At 72.8% G+C, this 17207-nt stretch carries 19 protein-coding genes; 9 read left to right on the top strand and 10 right to left on the bottom strand.

What is annotated here, in order from left to right; translation table 11 throughout:
- Nucleotides 1-24: 24 nt before the first annotated feature.
- Complete coding sequence (locus LQ940_RS02705; protein ID WP_231244808.1) at nucleotides 25-714, top strand: amino acid ABC transporter permease; 690 nt, start codon at nucleotides 25-27, stop codon at nucleotides 712-714.
- Entirely contained in the window at nucleotides 711-1574 is an 864-nt protein-coding gene (locus tag LQ940_RS02700) for an amino acid ABC transporter permease (protein ID WP_231244807.1), read from the top strand. Before LQ940_RS02705 ends, LQ940_RS02700 begins: the two co-directional genes overlap by 4 nt.
- A gap of 2 nt (nucleotides 1575-1576) precedes the next feature.
- Here LQ940_RS02700 and LQ940_RS02695 read toward each other — a convergent pair whose 3' ends face one another.
- Nucleotides 1577-2056: a hotdog fold domain-containing protein gene (locus LQ940_RS02695; RefSeq protein ID WP_231244806.1), complete on the bottom strand. Its 480-nt coding sequence runs from the start codon at nucleotides 2054-2056 to the stop codon at nucleotides 1577-1579.
- A 76-nt stretch (nucleotides 2057-2132) separates the two neighbouring features.
- Between LQ940_RS02695 and LQ940_RS02690 the strand changes: the two genes are divergently transcribed.
- Nucleotides 2133-3245: a TIGR03857 family LLM class F420-dependent oxidoreductase gene (locus LQ940_RS02690; protein WP_231244805.1), complete on the top strand. Its 1113-nt coding sequence runs from the start codon at nucleotides 2133-2135 to the stop codon at nucleotides 3243-3245.
- On the top strand, nucleotides 3242-4282 hold the full coding sequence (locus LQ940_RS02685; protein WP_231244804.1) for a phosphotransferase family protein: 1041 nt from the start codon (nucleotides 3242-3244) through the stop codon (nucleotides 4280-4282). Before LQ940_RS02690 ends, LQ940_RS02685 begins: the two co-directional genes overlap by 4 nt.
- Before the next feature lie 95 nt (nucleotides 4283-4377).
- Here LQ940_RS02685 and LQ940_RS02680 read toward each other — a convergent pair whose 3' ends face one another.
- Both LQ940_RS02680 and LQ940_RS02675 read right to left on the bottom strand, forming a co-directional pair.
- Complete coding sequence (locus LQ940_RS02680) at nucleotides 4378-4782, bottom strand: VOC family protein (RefSeq protein WP_231244803.1); 405 nt, start codon at nucleotides 4780-4782, stop codon at nucleotides 4378-4380.
- Nucleotides 4779-5549, bottom strand: coding sequence for a trans-aconitate 2-methyltransferase (locus tag LQ940_RS02675; RefSeq protein ID WP_231244802.1), 771 nt, complete (start codon nucleotides 5547-5549; stop codon nucleotides 4779-4781). The genes LQ940_RS02680 and LQ940_RS02675 overlap by 4 nt, the downstream gene beginning before the upstream one ends.
- Nucleotides 5550-5613: 64 nt before the next feature.
- Between LQ940_RS02675 and LQ940_RS02670 the strand changes: the two genes are divergently transcribed.
- Complete coding sequence (locus LQ940_RS02670) at nucleotides 5614-6099, top strand: MarR family winged helix-turn-helix transcriptional regulator (RefSeq protein WP_231244801.1); 486 nt, start codon at nucleotides 5614-5616, stop codon at nucleotides 6097-6099.
- A gap of 15 nt (nucleotides 6100-6114) precedes the next feature.
- On the opposite strand, the gene LQ940_RS02665 is transcribed toward LQ940_RS02670, so the two are convergent.
- From LQ940_RS02665 to rsmI, 7 genes are all read right to left on the bottom strand, one after another.
- Nucleotides 6115-7884 carry an ABC-F family ATP-binding cassette domain-containing protein gene (locus LQ940_RS02665; RefSeq protein WP_231244800.1) on the bottom strand — a complete coding sequence of 590 codons (1770 nt, stop codon included), beginning with the start codon at nucleotides 7882-7884 and terminating at the stop codon, nucleotides 6115-6117.
- Entirely contained in the window at nucleotides 7877-8791 is a 915-nt protein-coding gene (locus LQ940_RS02660; protein ID WP_231244799.1) for a 4-(cytidine 5'-diphospho)-2-C-methyl-D-erythritol kinase, read from the bottom strand. Before LQ940_RS02660 ends, LQ940_RS02665 begins: the two co-directional genes overlap by 8 nt.
- Entirely contained in the window at nucleotides 8788-9651 is an 864-nt protein-coding gene (gene rsmA, locus LQ940_RS02655; protein ID WP_231244798.1) for a 16S rRNA (adenine(1518)-N(6)/adenine(1519)-N(6))-dimethyltransferase RsmA, read from the bottom strand. Before rsmA ends, LQ940_RS02660 begins: the two co-directional genes overlap by 4 nt.
- 30 nt (nucleotides 9652-9681) lie before the next feature.
- A complete protein-coding gene (locus LQ940_RS02645; protein WP_269217228.1) occupies nucleotides 9682-10827 on the bottom strand; it encodes a resuscitation-promoting factor in 1146 nt (381 codons plus the stop codon).
- 209 nt (nucleotides 10828-11036) lie between these two features.
- The gene (locus LQ940_RS02640; RefSeq protein WP_231244797.1) at nucleotides 11037-11882 is read right to left on the bottom strand and encodes a TatD family hydrolase; all 846 of its coding nucleotides are present in this window, start codon (nucleotides 11880-11882) and stop codon (nucleotides 11037-11039) included.
- Nucleotides 11879-12718 (bottom strand): alpha/beta fold hydrolase, encoded by an 840-nt coding sequence (locus LQ940_RS02635; RefSeq protein WP_231244796.1) that lies wholly within the window; start codon nucleotides 12716-12718, stop codon nucleotides 11879-11881. Before LQ940_RS02635 ends, LQ940_RS02640 begins: the two co-directional genes overlap by 4 nt.
- A complete protein-coding gene (rsmI, locus tag LQ940_RS02630; RefSeq protein ID WP_231244795.1) occupies nucleotides 12715-13578 on the bottom strand; it encodes a 16S rRNA (cytidine(1402)-2'-O)-methyltransferase in 864 nt (287 codons plus the stop codon). Before rsmI ends, LQ940_RS02635 begins: the two co-directional genes overlap by 4 nt.
- Nucleotides 13579-13626: 48 nt before the next feature.
- Here rsmI and LQ940_RS02625 point away from each other — a divergent pair, with 48 nt between their 5' ends.
- The 4 genes from LQ940_RS02625 to LQ940_RS02610 all read left to right on the top strand — a co-directional run bounded on the left by LQ940_RS02625 (nucleotide 13627) and on the right by LQ940_RS02610 (nucleotide 17069).
- Nucleotides 13627-15255, top strand: a complete 1629-nt coding sequence (locus tag LQ940_RS02625; RefSeq protein WP_231244794.1) for a dolichyl-phosphate-mannose--protein mannosyltransferase — start codon at nucleotides 13627-13629, stop codon at nucleotides 15253-15255.
- A gap of 24 nt (nucleotides 15256-15279) precedes the next feature.
- Nucleotides 15280-15684: a pyridoxamine 5'-phosphate oxidase family protein gene (locus LQ940_RS02620; protein ID WP_231244793.1), complete on the top strand. Its 405-nt coding sequence runs from the start codon at nucleotides 15280-15282 to the stop codon at nucleotides 15682-15684.
- A 189-nt stretch (nucleotides 15685-15873) separates the two neighbouring features.
- The gene (locus LQ940_RS02615; RefSeq protein ID WP_231244792.1) at nucleotides 15874-16353 is read left to right on the top strand and encodes an SRPBCC family protein; all 480 of its coding nucleotides are present in this window, start codon (nucleotides 15874-15876) and stop codon (nucleotides 16351-16353) included.
- Nucleotides 16350-17069: a hemerythrin domain-containing protein gene (locus LQ940_RS02610; RefSeq protein WP_231244791.1), complete on the top strand. Its 720-nt coding sequence runs from the start codon at nucleotides 16350-16352 to the stop codon at nucleotides 17067-17069. Before LQ940_RS02615 ends, LQ940_RS02610 begins: the two co-directional genes overlap by 4 nt.
- Nucleotides 17070-17207: the final 138 nt, after the last annotated feature.

The raw sequence follows: 17207 nt of genomic DNA, 5'->3' as shown, positions 1-17207 counted from the left end.
ACGCACCACCTGGGAAGGAGAGCCGTGCAGGCCGTCCTCGACAACTTCGACGCCTATCTCAAGGCCTTCGGCTACACCTTCGCGCTCTTCCTCGTCTCGGGTTTCCTCTCCCTGGTGCTGGGCACGCTGCTCGTCGCCATGCGGGTCGGCCCGATCGCCGTGCTCCGCACCGCCGCGTCGGTCTACGTCACCGTGGTGCGCAACACCCCCCTGGTGATCGTGTTCGGGTTCTTCTCCTTCGCCGCACCCCCGCTCGGCATCAACTTCAAGTGGCTCGACGTCAGCATCGGCGGCTACGACTTCACGACGCTGTTCGGCGCCGCCGTGGCCTCGTTGAGCCTCTACACCTCGGCGTTCGTCTGCGAGGCGCTCCGCTCGGGGATCAACGCGGTGCCCCTCGGCCAAGCCGAGGCCGCCCGCGCGATCGGGCTGCCCTTCGGCGGCGTCATGCGCCAGGTCGTCCTGCCGCTCGCCTTCCGCGCTTCACTGCCGCCGCTGGCGAGCGTGCAGATCGCCCTCATCAAGAACACCTCGGTGGCCGCGGTCTTCGGCGTCGCCGAGGCGACCTACGACATGCGTAGTCTGCTCAACGACTTCGGCGCCACCCAGAAGTTCGGGATCTTCGTCTGCTTCGCGATCGGCTACATCGTGATCGTCGAGGTCTTCTCCTTCATCTCCTACAGACTCGAGCGCCGATGGAGGGTGGCCCTGTGAGCGACTCCGTGCTCTTCGACGCACCCGGGCCACGCACCGTTCGCCGGCACCGGCTCTACGGCGTGCTGGGACTTCTCGCCGTCCTCGGGGTGCTGGCCTTCGTGATCAAGCGCTTCTACGACGCCGGGGTGTTCGAGGGCGACAAGTGGGAGGTCTTCGTCACCCCCGACTACGTCCGCGTGATCATCGTCGACGGTCTGCTCAACACCCTCAAGATGGCGGGGGCGGCGGTCATCGGCGCCTGCGTGCTCGGCTTCCTGCTCGGCGTCGCGAAGCTCTCGGACCACCGACTGGTCCGGTGGCCGGCATGGCTGGTGGTCGAGTTCTTCCGCGCCGTACCCGTCCTGCTGCTCATGGTCTTCACCTGGTTCGCGCTGGGCATCAACAACAACGGCTCGTCGTTCTGGGCCGTGGTCATCGCGCTGACCCTCTACAACGGCGCGGTGCTCGCCGAGGTGCTGCGCGCCGGGGTCAACGCCGTGCCGAAGGGCCAGCGCGAGGCGGGGTACGCCATCGGCATGCGCAAGACGCAGGTCATGAACATCGTGCTCATGCCGCAGGCGGTCAAGATCATGCTGCCCGCGATCATCAGCCAGTGCATCGTGGCCCTGAAGGACACCGCGCTGGGGCAGTACGTCCTGGCGCCGGGCCTCACCCGGATCTACAAGCAGATCTTCCTGGAGTTCGACAACCGGGTGCCCACGATGATCGTCATCGCCAGCATCTACATCATCATCAACCTGCTGCTCACCGCCTTGGCGACGTGGCTGCAGCACAAGCTGGTCGGGAGGAAGAGCCCCCTGGACGTCACCCGGATCGGCAACATGCAGGGTGGCGAGAACACCGGCGGGACCATCTGACGTCAGCGCGTCCTCGGCGTCACCCACAGCTTGATGACGCCCTCGATGACCACGGTGCCGTCGTCGCGCAGGCCGCGGACGCGCACCGGCAGGTCCGGGTCGTCGGAGGTCCACTGCTCGGGGTCGGTCTCGGCGATGCACGTGATGTCGCTGGTGGCCTTGGCCGTGTAGGCGACCTCCATCCCCTTGGGGATCCACCGCTTGTCGGCCGGGATCGTCACCTCGGCGAGCGCGCCCATCGCCGCCTCGAGGCCGTTGCACAGGGCGATCGCGTGCACCGTCCCGAGGTGGTTGTGGACGCGTCGGCGCCTGGGGATCACCAGCTCGGCCCGGTTGGGCCGCAGATCGGTGAAGCACGGGCGGATCGAGGCGAAGTACGGCGCCTTCTGGGCGAAGGCGAGGGAGAACACGCGACGGCCGACGCCGGCGCCGAGGACGGGAAGGGCGTTCGCGCGGTTCCAGAGGGTGAGGACCTGACTCATGGGACCAGACGTTACCAGTGGGTAACTTCGCTTGGTCTCACCTGACACGTGTCAAGTCCTGCTAGCGTCCGCGAACGTGACGCACACCACACCGGGTGTCGCTTCGGCCCAGGAGCTGCCGGAGCTCGCCTGCTACGGGCTGGCCGGGCACAGCGCCAGTCCGGCCGACCTGGTCGGCGAGGTCCGCGAGGCCGAGCGGCTGGGGATCGGGTCGGTGTTCCTCTCCGAGCGGTTCAACGTCAAGGACGCCGCCGTGCTCGCCGGAGCGGCGGTCGCCGCGTCGACCACGATCGGCGTCGCCACCGCCGCCACCAACCACAACAGCCGGCACCCGCTGGTCACCGCCACCATGGCCACGACGCTGCACCGGATGAGCGGCGGGCGCTACGCCCTCGGGCTGGGCCGCGGCTTCGACCTGCTCTTCGACGTCATGGGGCTCCCCCGCGTCACCGGCGCCCAGCTGGCCGACGCCGTCGGGATCTACCGCCGGCTCTGGCACGGCGAGGCGTTCGGCCACGAGGGCCCGGCCGGGAGCTACCCCTACCTCAGCCAGGACAGCGGCTTCGACGAGCACATCCCGGTGCTGATGATGGCGATCGGGCCGAAGTCGCTCGCGCTCGCCGGCCGCGTGGCCGACGGGGTCGTGCTGCACACGTTCCTCGGCGACGAGACGCTGGCCCGCTCGGTGCGCCTGGTCCGCGAGTCGGCCGCCGCCGCCGGCCGCGACCCGGCCGCCGTACGGATCTGGGCGGTGCTGGCCGTCGTCGAGGAGTCGATCCCCGAGGAGCAGCGGCTGCGCAAGCTGGTGGGACGGCTGGCGACGTACCTGCAGGGGTACGGCGAGGTGCTGGTGCGCGCCAACGGCTGGGACCCCGCGGACCTGCGGCGCTTCCGGGAGGACCGCCTCGTGCAGGGCTACGCCGGCGCGTTCGACGCGGTCGGGACCACCGAGCAGCTGACCTACCTGCGCGACGAGGTGCTGCCCGCCGAGTGGCTGGCGGCCTCGGCGACCGGGTCCGCGGACGCGTGCGCGCGGCGGGTGCTCGACCAGCTCGACGCGGGGGCCGACAGCGTCGTCCTGCACGGCGCGACGCCCACGGAGCTGGCCCCGGTCGTGTCGGCGTACCGGGGGCTGCGGCCGGTCGGTCGCTTCGACGCGCTGCCGACCAACCCCGGGTGGGCGCGATGAGCGCCGGCGTCGTCACCGAGGCCGCGGCACTGACCCCCGACTGGCTCTCCGAGGCGCTCGGCGGCCGGGTCGACGACGCGGTCGCCTCCGCGGTCGGGACCGGTCAGATCGGCACCTGCTTCCGGCTCACGCTCACCGGCGACGGCGGCGTCCCGGCGTCCGTGCTGGTCAAGCTGCCGGCCTCGGACCCGGCCTCGCGCGACCTGCTGGCGGGCGCCTACCGCGGCGAGCTGGTCTTCTACGCCGACATCGCGCCGACCGTGGCCGTGCGCGTGCCGGCGTGCCACTACGCGGCGGTGACCCCCGACTCCGGGGACTTCGTGCTGGTGCTGGAGGACCTGGCGCCGATGCGGCAGGGCGACCAGGTGGCCGGCTGCACCGTCGAGCAGGCGCACGACGCGGTGGTCAACCTCGCCGGCCTGCACGGGCCGCGCTGGTGCGATCCCACGCTCGAGGACTTCGACCATCTCGCGCTGACACCGGCGGACCAGATCGACCTGCTGGCCGAGCTCGCCCCGTCGACCACCGAGCTGTTCGTCGACGGGCTCGGCGACCTGCTCTCGGCCGAGGACGTCGCCACGCTGCGCGCGGTCGCCGAGGTCGTCGGGCCGTGGAGCTACGCCCGCAGCGAGCGCTTCGCGTTGGTGCACGGCGACTACCGCCTCGACAACCTGATGTTCCACCCCGACGGCGCCCGCGGCTCGGTCGCCCTGGACTGGCAGACCCTCTCGCTCGGCCTGCCCGCCCGCGACCTCGCCTATGTCGTGGGAACCTCGCTGTCGCCGAAGGTCCGGCGCCTCCACGAGCGCGGCCTGGTGGCGGCCTACCACCGCGCCCTCACGTCGTACGGCGTCGGCGGGCACAGCCTCGAGCAGTGCTGGGACGACTACCGCTTCGCGATGGTGCAGGGTCCGCTGGTGGCGACGTTCGGATGCGCCTACGGCACCCGCAGCCCGCGTGGCGACCGGATGTTCGCCACCATGGTGGCCCGCTCCTGCGCGGCCATCCGCGACCTCGGCACGTTGGCGCTGGTGTGATCGGGCGGTGTGCGAAAGCGCGAGTTTCACCGCTGAGGCGGTGAAACTCGTACTTGTGTCATGCAACTGCGTGACAGGAGCACGAGTTTCACCGGCTACCCGGTGAATCTCGCGGGCGCAGCAACCAGCAGCTCCACCCGGTTGCCATGACCGTCGAAGGTATGGACCCGATCGTGGCCGGGGAAGGTGTCGCGCTGGCTGAGGTCGACCTCGTAGCCGGCGTTCTCGAGTCGGCGGCGTACGGCGTCGAGCTCCGCGGCGCTGCCGAGGAGGAGGGCGGGGTGGGCCTTGCGTGCGGGGAGGAACGGGTCCTCGACACCGACGTGGATCTCGGCGGTGACGCCACCGTCCTCGTCGTACGCGCGGAACCACGCACCGCCCCGAGCGCGCAGGTCCTCGGGCTTGTCGACCTCGTGCAGGCCGAGGGCGCCGGCGTAGAAGGCGCGGGCGACGTCCTCCCCGCCGCGCGGGCAGGCGACTTGGACGTGGTGCAGCCTCATGGCCGCCTCGCCACGACGAAGATCCGGCGGAACGGCAGGACGACGCGACCGTCCCGGTCCGGATAGGCCTCACGCAGGCGGCGCTTGAACTCCGCCTCGAACTCCGGCCGCAGGTCGTCGGGCAGCGCCTGCAGCGTCGGGCGGGCGCCGGTGCCCGAGACCCAGGCGAATACCGGGTCCTCGCCGGCGAGCACGTGCAGGTACGTCGTCTCCCAGGCGTCCACCTCCCACCCCAGCCCGGCCAGGGCCTCGAGGTAGACGTCCGGGTCGTGGCTGGCGGGCTCGGCGATGCCCTGGACGTGGGCGGCGTACGGCGGCTCGGCGGCGAGCGCGGCGCGCAGGGTGTGGCTGGGCTCGCCGAAGTTGCCAGGCACCTGGAAGGCCAGCCAGCCGCCGGGGCGGACCGCGTCGGCCAGGGTCGGCAGGAGCTCGAGGTGGCCCGGCACCCACTGGAGGGTGGCGTTGCTGAGCAGGACGTCGACCCCGCCCTCCGGCGGCCGCCAGGTGCGGAGGTCGGCGACCTCGAACCGCCGGTCCGGCTGCGCCTCGCGGGCGGCGCGCACCATCTCCTCGCTGGAGTCGACGCCCGCCACGTCGGCCTCCGGCCAGCGCTGGGCCAGCAGCGCGGTGAGGTTGCCCGGGCCGCAGCCGAGGTCGACCACCCGGCCCGGGCGGTCCGCGCCGACCCGGGCGAGCAGGTCCACGAACGGCCGGCCGCGCTCGTCGGCGTAGGCGAGGTAGTGCTCGGGGTCCCAGGTGTGCGGCATGGCCCCATCGTGCGCCGCATCTATCTTGATGTCAAGATTCTCGATGCTCCGCTACGCTGCTCCCATGCGGGACGAGGTGGACGACCTGGTCGAGGCGTGGGCGCGCGAGCGCGGCGACCTCGATCTGGAGCCCGTCGCCGTCTTCAGCCGGATCAGCAGGCTCGCCCGCCATCTGGACCTCGCCCGCCGGGCCGCCTTCACCGCCCACGGGATCGAGTCGTGGGAGTTCGACGTGCTCGCGGCCCTGCGCCGCGCCGGCACGCCGTACGAGCTGTCGCCGGGGCGGCTCCTGCGCGAGACCCTGGTGACCAGCGGGACCATGACCAACCGGGTCGACCGGCTGGCCGCGCGCGGCTTCGTCGAGCGCTACCCCGATCCCGAGGACCGCCGCGGGGTGATCGTGCGTCTCACCGCCGAGGGCAAGACCGCCGTCGACGCGGCCTTCGAGGCGCTGCTGGAGGCCGAGCGCGCGCTCCTCGCCGACCTGGCTCCCACCCAGCAGCAGCGGCTCGCCGCCCTCCTGCGCACCCTCCTCGCGCCGTACTCCTGATCGACCCGTCGGCGCTCAGTGCTCGAGGATCTCGGCGGCCTCGAGCCACTCGAGCTCGAAGTCGTCCTTCTGGGCCCGGAGTGCGTGGAGCTCGGCGCCGAGCTCGGCGAGGCGGGCGTGGTCCTGGGCGTGCTCGAGCATGAGGGCGTTGAGCTCGGCCTCGCGGGCGTTCACCCGGGCCAGCTGCTTCTCCAGCCGGGCCAGGGTCTTGCGGGCGGTGCGCTCCTCGGCGCCGCCGACCTTGCGCTTCGGCTCGCCCGATCCCGTCGACGGGGTCGGGGCGGCAGCCGCGGCGAGCGAGGCGGTACGACGCTCGAGGTACTCCTCGACCCCGCGCGGCAGCATCGAGATCTTGCCGTCGCCGAGCAGCGCCCAGACGGAGTCGGTGACGCGCTCAAGGAAGTAGCGGTCGTGGGAGACCACGATCAGGGTGCCCGGCCAGCCGTCGAGGTAGTCCTCCAGGACGTTGAGGGTGTCGATGTCCAGGTCGTTGGTGGGCTCGTCGAGGAGCAGGACGTTGGGCTCGTCGAGCAGCAGCCGCAGCAGCTGGAAGCGACGACGCTCGCCACCGGACAGGTCGCCGATGCGGGTGGTCAGCTTGTCGCCGGTGAAGCCGAAGCGCTCCAGCATCGAGGTGGCGCTGATCTCGCCGTCCTGGGTGCGGGCGACCCGGCTGATCTTCTCCACGGTCTCGAGCACGCGGCCGGTGGGGTCGAGGTCGTCGAGCTGCTGCGAGAGGTGGCGCAGCAGGACGGTCTTGCCGCGCTTGACCCGGCCCGACTGCGGCTCCAGCTCGCCGGCGACCAGGCTGAGCACCGAGGTCTTGCCGGCACCGTTGACGCCCACGATGCCGACCCGGTCCCCCGGGCCGAGGCGCCAGGTGGCGTGGGAGAGCAGCCGGCGCTCCCCGCGCACCAGGTCGACGTCCTCGACGTCGATGACGTCCTTGCCGAGCCGCTGCGAGGCGAAGCGCTGCAGCTCGAGCCGGTCGCGCGGTGGCGGCACGTCCTCGATCAGCGCGTTGGCCGCGTCGATGCGGAACTGCGGCTTGGAGGTCCGGGCCGGCGGGCCGCGGCGCAGCCAGGCCAGCTCCTTGCGTACGAGGTTCTGGCGGCGCGCCTCGGACGCGGAGGCCTGGCGCTGCCGCTCCGCCTTGGCCAGCACGAACGCGGCATAGCCGCCCTCGTAGGCGTCGACGACCCCGTCGTGCACCTCCCAGGTCCACTGGCAGACCTCGTCGAGGAACCACCGGTCGTGGGTGACGACGACCATCGCCGACTCGCGGGCGGCCAGGTGCGCCGCCAGCCAGGCCACGGCCTCGACGTCGAGGTGGTTGGTGGGCTCGTCGAGCACGATCAGGTCGTGGTCGCCCAGCAGCAGCGCGGCCAGCGAGCAGCGGCGCCGCTCGCCGCCGGACAGCCCGACCACCGCGCGGTCGAGCGAGACGCCGGCGAGCAGCGTCTCGACGATCTCGCGGGTGCGCTGCTCGGCGGCCCACTCGTGGTCGGAGCGGCCGCCGAGGACCGCCTCGCGCACGGTGTGGGTGTCGACGAGCTCGTCACCCTGGTGCAGGTAGCCGACGTGCAGCCCGCGCTGGCGCGAGACCCGGCCGGAGTCGGGCTCCTCAAGGCCCATCATCACCTCGAGCAGCGTGGTCTTGCCGTCACCGTTGCGCCCGACGATGCCGATGCGCTGCCCGGCCGCGATGCCGAGGGAGACCTCGGTGAGCAGCGGGCGCACGCCGTACGCCTTCGAGACGCGCTCGAGGTTGAGCAGGTTAACCATGGTTTCCTCCGACGATATGGGCTCCGGCGACGGCCCCGTTGGCCACGAGCACGATGCCGTGTCCGCGCCGCATCAGCGCCCCCGCGAGGTCACGCGCGTGGTCGGCGGACTCGCATAGGAACACGCAGGTCGGCCCCGAGCCGCTGACGATGCCGCGCAGCGCGCCCTCCTCCTCGCCCTGGTCGAGCAGCACCCCGAGGTCGGGGCGCAGGTCGATCGCGGCCGCCTGGAGGTCGTTGCGCAGCAGCCGGGCCAGCCGGTGCGGCTCGCCCGAGGCCACCGCGGCGATGAGCTCGTCGGCGGGAGGCGGCGTGGGCGAGGCGTCGTGGAAGAGCTTGTCGAAGTGGCGGTAGACCTCGGGCGTCGACATCCCCTCCAGGCTGGGCACGAGCACCCACCACCAGGTGCCGGCGTCCGCGAGCGGGGTGACGAGCTCGCCGCGCCCGGTGCCGAGGGCGGTGCCGCCCAGCAGCGCGAACGGGACGTCGCTGCCCAGCTCGGCGGCGATCGCGAGCAGGTCCTCGTCGCTGGTCTGCGCGTCCCACAGGCGGTCCAGCGCGACCAGGGCCGCGGCGGCGTCGGCCGAGCCGCCGGCCAGGCCGCCCGCGACGGGGATCGCCTTCTCGATGAGCAGGTGCCCGTCGGAGGCGATGCCGTGGTGACGCGCGAGCAGGCATGCCGCTCGAGTGACGATGTTGCCGCTGTCGACCGGTACGGCGCCCGCGTCGATCCAGTCCGACACCTGCAGGCGCAGGTCCCAGCCCGGCTCGTCGTCGCTGGCGGTGACGTCGTCGCACAGACCGATGGCCTGGTAGACGCTCGTGAGCGGGTGGAAGCCGTCGCCGCGGGGGGCACCCACCCCGAGGTGCAGGTTGATCTTGGCCGCGGCGCGGACGGTGACGTTCATCGGGGCAGGACCTCCGCGATCCGGGCGAACTGCTCGACCGACAGGGACTCACCGCGCGCCATCGGGTCCACGCCGGCCCGCTCCAGCGCGGCGGCGGCGTCCTCGGCCGACCCGACCAGCTGGCGCAGGGCGCCGCGCAGCACCTTGCGGCGGTGCGCGAACGCCACGTCGACCACTGCGAACACCTGCTCGCGGGTGGCCGTGGTCGTGGGCGGCTCACGGCGGGTCCAGGCGACCAGCCCCGAGTCGACGTTGGGCGCCGGCCAGAACACGTTGCGCCCGATGGCGCCGGCCCTGCGGACATCGGCGTACCAGGCGGCCTTGACCGACGGGACGCCGTACACCTTCGAGCCCGGCGGTGCGGCGAGCCGGTCGGCGACCTCCGACTGCACCATCACCAGTCCGCGCTCCAGCGACGGCAGCAGCTGCAGGAGGTGCAGCAGCACCGGCACCGAGACGTTGTAGGGCAGGTTGGCGACCAGGGCGGTGGGCGCCGGCCCGGGGAGCTCGGTGATGCGCATGGCGTCGGCGAGCACGACCTCGAAGCGGTCGGCCTGGGCGGGCGCGTACGTCGCGATCGTCTCGGGCAGCAGGCCGGCGAGCAGCTCGTCGACCTCGATCGCGACCACGCGGCGGGCGACGCCGAGCAGGGCCAGGGTCAGCGACCCCAGGCCGGGGCCGACCTCGACGACCACGTCGTCGGGTCCCACCCCCGACTCGCGCACGATGCGGCGCACGGTGTTGGGGTCGATCACGAAGTTCTGGCCGCGCTGCTTGGTGGGGCGCAGGTCGAGGCGGTCCGCGAGCTGACGCACCTCCGCCGGCCCGAGAAGCCTCGGACCGGCGGAGGTGTCAGACATGACCGCCACGGTAGTGGCCGGGTGTCGGGCTCAGGTGGGGAGGCCCAGCTTGGCGGCGCAGCCGGGCCACGAGCCGTAGCCGCCGGTCGCGTCGCGCAGCCGCGTGGCGACCGCGATCTGGGTCTCGCGGCTGTTGTCGCTGGGGAGCCCGGTGCCGCCGTAGGCCTGCCAGGTGCCGAGGTTGAACTGCAGGCCGCCGTAGTAGCCGTTGCCGGTGTTGATGGCCCAGTTTCCGCCGGACTCGCACTGAGCCAGGGAGTCCCAGACGGTGTTGCCGGTGGCGTAGGCCTCGACGGCCGGCGCGGTGCCGACCTTGACGATCTCGGCGACCGGCTGGCGGACCACGCGCTGCTGGAGCACCTTGCGCACCGTCAGGTCGCCGTTGCGGTACTCCAGGCGGTACGTCGCGTTGCGCAGGCCGCTGCGGCCCTCGCGGACGACCGAGGTCTCGCCCTCGGTCATCGAGTCGTCCTCACGCTCGACGGTCGCGAAGTCGATGGCCTCGCCCTTGACGCTCTTGCGCACGACGCGGACGTCGGTGAACACGATCTTGTCGCCGTCCTTGACGACCGTCCCGAGCCCGGGCTTGGCCTCGTCGGTCTTGTGCACGGGCACACCGGCCTCGGCGAGCGCCTCCTTGACGGTGAGCGCGGTGACCTGGCGCTGGACGGGCTTGCGCCCGGCGATCGCGAACGTCAGGTTCTTGACGGTGACGACCTCGAGCTTCAGACCGTCGCGGTCGATCGGGGCGCCGCGGCTGGTGGAGAGCTCGGCGTCACGCTTGAAGCCCATGCCGATCTCACCCAGCGCGGAGGCGACGTCGGTCGAGGTGACCCAGTGGGTTTGCTCGACGCCGTCGATCTCGACCTCCAGGGGCCGTGCGTACTTGACGCTGACCAGGTCGCCGTCCTCCACCGTCTCGTCGATGCTCGGGACGACGACGTCGCGGTCGCCGACCTCGATGCCCTCGGACTCGAGGACCTCGCCGACCGAGTCGCCGAACGCGGTCACCTCACGGGTCTCGCCGTCGACCGAGACTCGCACGGTGGTGGCCAGCGCGGAGTAGCCGAGCGTCGCCCCGACGACCGCGAGGGCCGCCACGACGACGAGGCCGACGAGCACCCGTCGACTGCGCAGGATCTTGCCGATGGTGGTGCTGGGTGCGGTGCTGAGCACGATTCTCCGAACGTTGTCATCCCCGGGTCGTCGGGCCCCAGCGCGGTGCTGCAAGATGTGCTGCGCTGGGTCAATTCTGTGTCCCGATCCCGGCCTTCTGCTCTCCACCACAACAGTGCAACCGCCGAAAATGCAAACCCTCGCGTGCCGGTGACGGCGGGTCGGGTGACCCATCTCTCCGCCGCTCACCGGTGAGAGGCCTCTCTACCTCACCAGCTGCCGCCGAAGGCGCGCTCGGTGTTGGCGTCGACCGCGGCGCACAGCTCGGCCAGGTCGTCGCCGCGCACCTGCGCCATGAGCCGCATGGTCAACGGGACCAGGTAGGAGGCGTTGGGCCGGCCCCGGTACGGCGTGGGCGTGAGGAACGGCGCGTCGGTCTCGACCAGCAGCCGGTCGGCCGGCACGACGACGAGCGCGTCGCGCAGCGGCTGCGCGTTCTTGAAGGTGACCGTCCCCGCAAAGGACAGGTGGGCCCCCCGGTCGAGACAGCGACGGGCGAAGTCGGCGTCGCCGGAGAAGCAGTGCATCACCCAGCGCTCGGGGGCGCCCTCCTCGTCCAGGACGGCGAGCACCTCGTCGTGGGCGTCGCGGTCGTGGATCACCAGCGTCTTGTCGAGCCGCTTGGCCAGGTCGATGTGGCGGCGGAACGACGCCACCTGCGCCGCGCGGCCCTCCTCGCCGGTGCGGAAGTGGTCGAGCCCGGTCTCGCCCACCGCCCGTACCTTGTCGTGGGCCTGCGCCAGGACCTCGATCTCGTCTAGCGCCTCCTCGAGCGCGCCCGCAGCGGCCAGCCGCGGCGCCTCGTTGGGGTGCAGCGCGACCCCGGCGACCAGCGCGTCGTGCTCGGCGGCGGCCGCGACGGCCCACCGGGCGCCGGGCAGGTCGCAGCCGATCTGCACGATGCGCGGCACTCCCACGGCGGCCGCGGCCCGGATCGCGCCGGCCGCGGACGCCAGGTCCGCACCGGCGATGTCCAGGTGACAGTGGTTGTCGACCACCGGGTGCGGCAGCGGCTCGGGGGCGGGCGGCGGGTCGCCCTCGCGGCGCGCGCTCATACCGACCAGACCCGGTCGAGCACGGTGCTCGCCAGCCGCTCCGGCGCCTGGGTCGGGATCCAGTGGGTGACGCCGGGCATCTCCACGAAGGCGTACGGCGCATCGACGTACGCCGCCGTGAGCTCTGCGCCGCGCCGGTCGATCGCGCTGTCGCCGTCGCTCCACACGAACGTCGTCGGCACCGTGGTGCGGGCGGTGGCCAGGGCGCTGTCGACGAAGGGAAGGGCGCGGTACCAGGCCAGCCCGCCGCTCAGGGCGCCGGTGTCGACGACCTCGCGGCGACAGCGCAGGACCTCCTCGCGGGTCATGCCGGCGCGCGCGAGGGCCCGATCGAAGGGGCCGCCGCGCACGCGCGCGGAGAGCTCCACCAGGTAGGGCGCCTGGAACAGCAGCGTGTACCAGGAGCGCAGCGGCTGGGGCGAGGTCAGCATGGCCTTCTGGAACGCCGCGGGGTGCGGCACCGAGACCGCGGTCAGGGTGCGCACCAGCACCGGGCGGCGCGCGGCCAGGCCCCAGGCGACGGCGGCGCCCCAGTCGTGGCCGACGACGTGCACCGCGCCGCCGACCCGCTCGACGAGTGCCGCCACGTCGTCGACCAGCTCGCTCAGCCGGTAGGCGCGCCGCCCGCGCGGCCGGGCCCCCTCGGAGTAGCCGCGCTGGTCGAGCGCGAGCGTGCGCAGCCCGGCCGCGTGCAGCAGCGGCGCGACGTGCCGCCACGACGTGGCGCGCTCGGGGAAGCCGTGCAGCAGGACCACGACGTCGCCGTCGAGGGGGCCGTCGTCGAGCACGTCGAAGGTCAGGCCCTCGCGCGACAGCGTGCGGATGCGGCGGCTCATGCGCCGTGCACCAGGTTGTAGACCTCGCGCTTGGGCACCCCGGCCAGCCGGGCCACCTCGACGATCGCGTCCTTGCGGCTCATCCCTCGATCCTCCCTCTCGCGTACGGCGTCGCGCAGGCTGGCCTCGTCGGCGGGGACGGTCGGGCCGCCGTCGGCGCCCTGCACCACCAGCGTCACCTCGCCGCGCACGCCCTCGGCGGCCCAGGCCACGAGCCCGCCGAGCGGCCCCCGGCGTACCTCCTCGTGGGTCTTGGTCAGCTCCCGGCAGACGGCCGCGGGCCGGTCCTCGCCCCAGGCCTCGGCCATGGCGCGCAGCGCGGCCTCGGTGCGGTGCGGCGCCTCGAAGAACACCATGGTCCGCTCCTCCTCGGCGAGTGCCGCGAGGCGGCGGGCGCGCTCGCCGGCCTTGCGCGGCAGGAAGCCCTCGAAGCAGAACCGGTCGACCGGCAGGCCGGACACCGCCAGGGCGGTCAGCACCGCGGACGGCCCCGGGACCGCGGTCACGGGGACCCCGGCCTCGACCGCGGCCGCGACCAGGCGGTAGCCCGGGTCCGAGACGCTGGGCATGCCGGCGTCGGTGACCAGCAGGACCCGGTCGCCGGCGAGCAGGGACTCCAGCAGGACCGGCGTGCGCGCGGACTCGTTGCCCTCGAAGTAGGAGACGACTCGCCCGGTGACGCTGACCCCCAGCTCGCCGGTCAGGCGCTTGAGGCGGCGGGTGTCCTCGGCCGCCACGACGTCGGCGGTGGCGAGCTCGTCGGCAAGGCGGGGCGGGGCGTCGGCGACCCGCCCGATCGGGGTCGCGGCGAGGACGAGCACACCGGCCCGGCCCCCGGGTCCACGCTCGTCGCTCGTCACGAGCCGATCATGTCAGTGGGGTGCACACGGCACGTAGAGTCCTGCCCCGTGCCGCTCCTCGCCCGCCGTCGCGACCCCGAGGGTCCGCTGGTGTCGTGGGGCGCCGCGCTGGGCGTCACCCTCCTCGCCCTCTTCCTGCGGCTGTGGCGCCTCGGCACGCCGCAGCAGTTCGAGTTCGACGAGACGTACTACGCCAAGGACGCCTGGTCGATGCTCAACCACGGCTACGTCCGTGACTACGTCGAGGACGCCGACAAGCTGATCCTGAACGGCAAGACGACGGGGGTCTGGACCGACGACCCGTCGATGGTCGTGCACCCCGAGGTCGGCAAGTGGATCATCGCGCTGGGCGAGCAGGCGTTCGGGATGGACCCGTTCGGCTGGCGGGTCTCCGCCGCGGTCGTCGGCGCCCTCATGGTGCTCGTGATGTGCCGGCTCGTACGCCGGCTGACCGGCTCGACGATGCTCGGCTGCGTCGCGGGGCTGCTACTCAGCTTCGACGGGCTGCACTTCGTGCTGTCCCGGCTGGCCCTGCTCGACATCTTCCTCTCCTTCTTCCTGCTCTGCGCCGTCACCTGCCTGGTGGTCGACCGCGACTGGTACCGCGCCCGCATGGCCGCGGCCCTCGACGGACCGGTCGGCCCGGAGTCGTGGGGGCCCGTGCGGGCGGTGCTCCTCCGGCCGTGGCTGGTGCTCGGCGGGGTCTGCTTCGGGCTGGCCGTCGGCACCAAGTGGACCGCCGCCGTGCCGCTGGCGGCGTTCGGGATCCTGGTCTGGCTCTGGAGCGCGGGCGCCCGTCGCGCCTCGGGGGTCCGCTGGCCGGTGCTGCGCTCGGCCGTCGTCGACGGGATCCCGGCGTTCGCGCAGCTGGTGGTGGTCGCCTTCGTCGTCTACATCGGGACCTGGACCGGGTGGCTCATCCACGCCGACGAGTACGAGGAGCACCTGTCGGCGACGCAGTACACCCGCTTCGTCGCCGAGGGCGAGACCTGCGACGACGAGCCGACGCTCAACGACGACCGGTGGCCCACGGCCTCCCAGCCCGACGCGACCGGGCCCGGCGAGGTCGTGCAGTCGCTGCGCTCACTGTGGAGCTACCACCAGGACCTGTTCACCTTCCACACCCACTTCCTCAACTGCAGCGACCACGACTACGGCTCCAAGCCGGCCGGCTGGCTGCTGCTCAACCGGCCCGTCGGTGTCGCCGCCGACACCGGGATCGAGCCCGGCACCCGCGGCTGCGAGGCTCCGGCCGGCAGCACCTGCCTGCGCCAGGTCCTGCTGCTCGGGACGCCGGTGCTGTGGTGGGGCGGGATCCTGGCCCTGCTGTACGCCGGGGCGATGTGGCTGGGCGCGCGCGACTGGCGCTTCGGCTTCGCCATCGTGGGCACGGCGTCCACCTGGCTGCCGTGGCTGCGATATGACGACCGCCCGATCTTCTTCTTCTACGCCATCGCGACGCTGCCGTTCATCGTGGTGGCGCTGACGCTGGCGATGGGCCGCCTGATCGGGCCGTCGCGGCTGCCGTCGACACGGCGCACGGTCGGCGTCGTCCTGGCCGGCTCCTTCTTCGTGCTGGTGCTCGTGAACTTCGCGTGGTTCTGGCCGATCTACACCCATGAGCTGCTCACCCGATCGGAGTGGCTGGACCGGATCTGGTTCGCCCGCTGGATCTGAGCGCCCGGCGCCTAGGCTGCGACCATGACCGTGTGGCGACCCGGCTGGGACGCGTTCCCGCAGCCCCTGCTGGACTTCTGGACCGAGCGCCACCTGTGCACGCTCACGACGCTGCGGGCCGACGGACGACCGCACGTCGTGCCGGTCGGGGTCGCCCTCGACCCCGAGCAGCGGTGCGCGTGGATCATCACCAACGCCGGCTCGCGCAAGGCGCGCAACCTCGCCGGTGGCGGGGTGCTCGCGGCCTGCCAGGTCGACGGCGGGCGGTGGTCGACGCTCGAGGGCCAGGGCACCGTGCTCAGCGACCCGGAGTCGGTGGCCCGCGCCTGCGAGCGCTACGCGTCCCGTTACCGCGTCCCGGGGGAGAACCCCGCCCGGGTGGCGATCCGGGTCGACGTCGAGCGGTTCGTGTCGTCGGCCCGGCTCTAAGGGCAGAGCGGGTCTGGGAGCGCACTGGGACGACGGCCCCAGCGGGATCCCAGCAGGGCCGGTCAGAGTTCGGGACCGTCCGTTCCCGAGCACTCCTGGAGCACCCATGTCCCGCAGCGCCTCCGCCCTGACCGCGCCCCCCGCGACGCCCGCCCTGCCCGTCACCTCACGGCCCGTCCGGGTGCGGCGATGAGCGCCGGCCGCGTGACCCGGTTCGAGGCCTCCGTGACCGTGCCCCTCCCGGCCGAGGTCGTGGCCGACTACGTCCTCGACTGGGGCAACGACCCGCAGTGGCGCGCCCAGGTGCGGCGCTTCACCTGTGCGCCGCCGGGCCGCTCGGTCCCCGGCCAGATCCTGTGGGAGGAGCTCGGCTTCGCGGGGCTCACCTTCCGCACCCGGACCGTCGTCGGGCGCACCTCCCCCCTGAGTGCGTCCTACGACGGCGGATCCGGCGCGGTGCTCGTGACGGGCACCCGCCGGGTCTCGCCCCTCGACGAGGGGCGGTGCGAGGTCACGGCGACCACGCACATCCGCCTGGTCGGGGCTCTCCGGCCGTTCGCGCCGGTGCTGACCCCCTCCTATCGCAGGGCGGACCGGGCCGACCTGCTGGCCCTGCCCGGGGTGCTCGCCGAGCACCTCTCCCGACCCGACGATCGAGTCCGGCCGTGACCGCGCACCTGCTCCCCGGCCAGGCGGCCGCGCCCGAGGGGCCCGCCGACCTGTCGATGATGTACGCGCTGCACCACGGCTTCCGGCGCGACCTGGCCCGGTTCCACGAGGCCGTCCTCCGCACGCCCCTGTCCCAGGCCGGGACCTGGCAGGCCCTCCTGGAGAGGTGGGACCTGTTCGCCCTGCTGCTCCACGACCACCACCACAAGGAGGACGAGCACCTCTGGCCCTTGTTACGGGGCAGGGTCGACGCGAGCGGGGATGCCGAGGGGGCGCGGGTGCTGGACGCGATGGAGGACGAGCACGCCAGGATCGACCCACTGCTGGAGGCCGTGCGCAGCGGCTTCAAGTCGCTGGCCGGCGGGCCGTCCGAGACCGGCCGGCACGGGCTCGTGGCCGACCTCGAGCAGGTCCGCGAGCTGCTCGGCGCCCACCTCGGCCACGAGGAGCGTGATGCGATCGCGATCCTGCAGCGCTACGTGCCCGGTGACGAGTGGGCACGGGTGGAGCGGGCCAAGTTCCGCGGCGGGCTGGGGCCGCGCGACCTGCTTCGCCTGGTGCCCTGGTGCCTGGAGGGCCTCCCGCCGCAGGTGGCGTCCGGGTTGCTGACCGCGGCCGGCCCGCCGTTCCGGGTGGTGCTGTGGTTGGGCCGGGGCCGGTTCCACCGCCTGGAGCGGGCTGCCTTCGCCTTCGTCCCCGAGGGGGTGGGTGCCTGACGGTCACTGGTGGACCGTAGGTCTCAGACAGGCGTATGCCTTGTCTGCACCCCGGTGCTGCTAGGTCACTGCCGAACTGACGCAGTCCCGCCTTGGTGAGGACCTGGCTGACAGTTGCAGGGCCTGGTGGCCCGGGAC

The sequence above is a fragment of the Nocardioides sp. cx-173 genome (genome assembly GCF_021117365.1).
Lineage (GTDB): Bacteria > Actinomycetota > Actinomycetes > Propionibacteriales > Nocardioidaceae > Nocardioides.
This window is presented reverse-complemented; position numbering and strand designations above follow the sequence as displayed.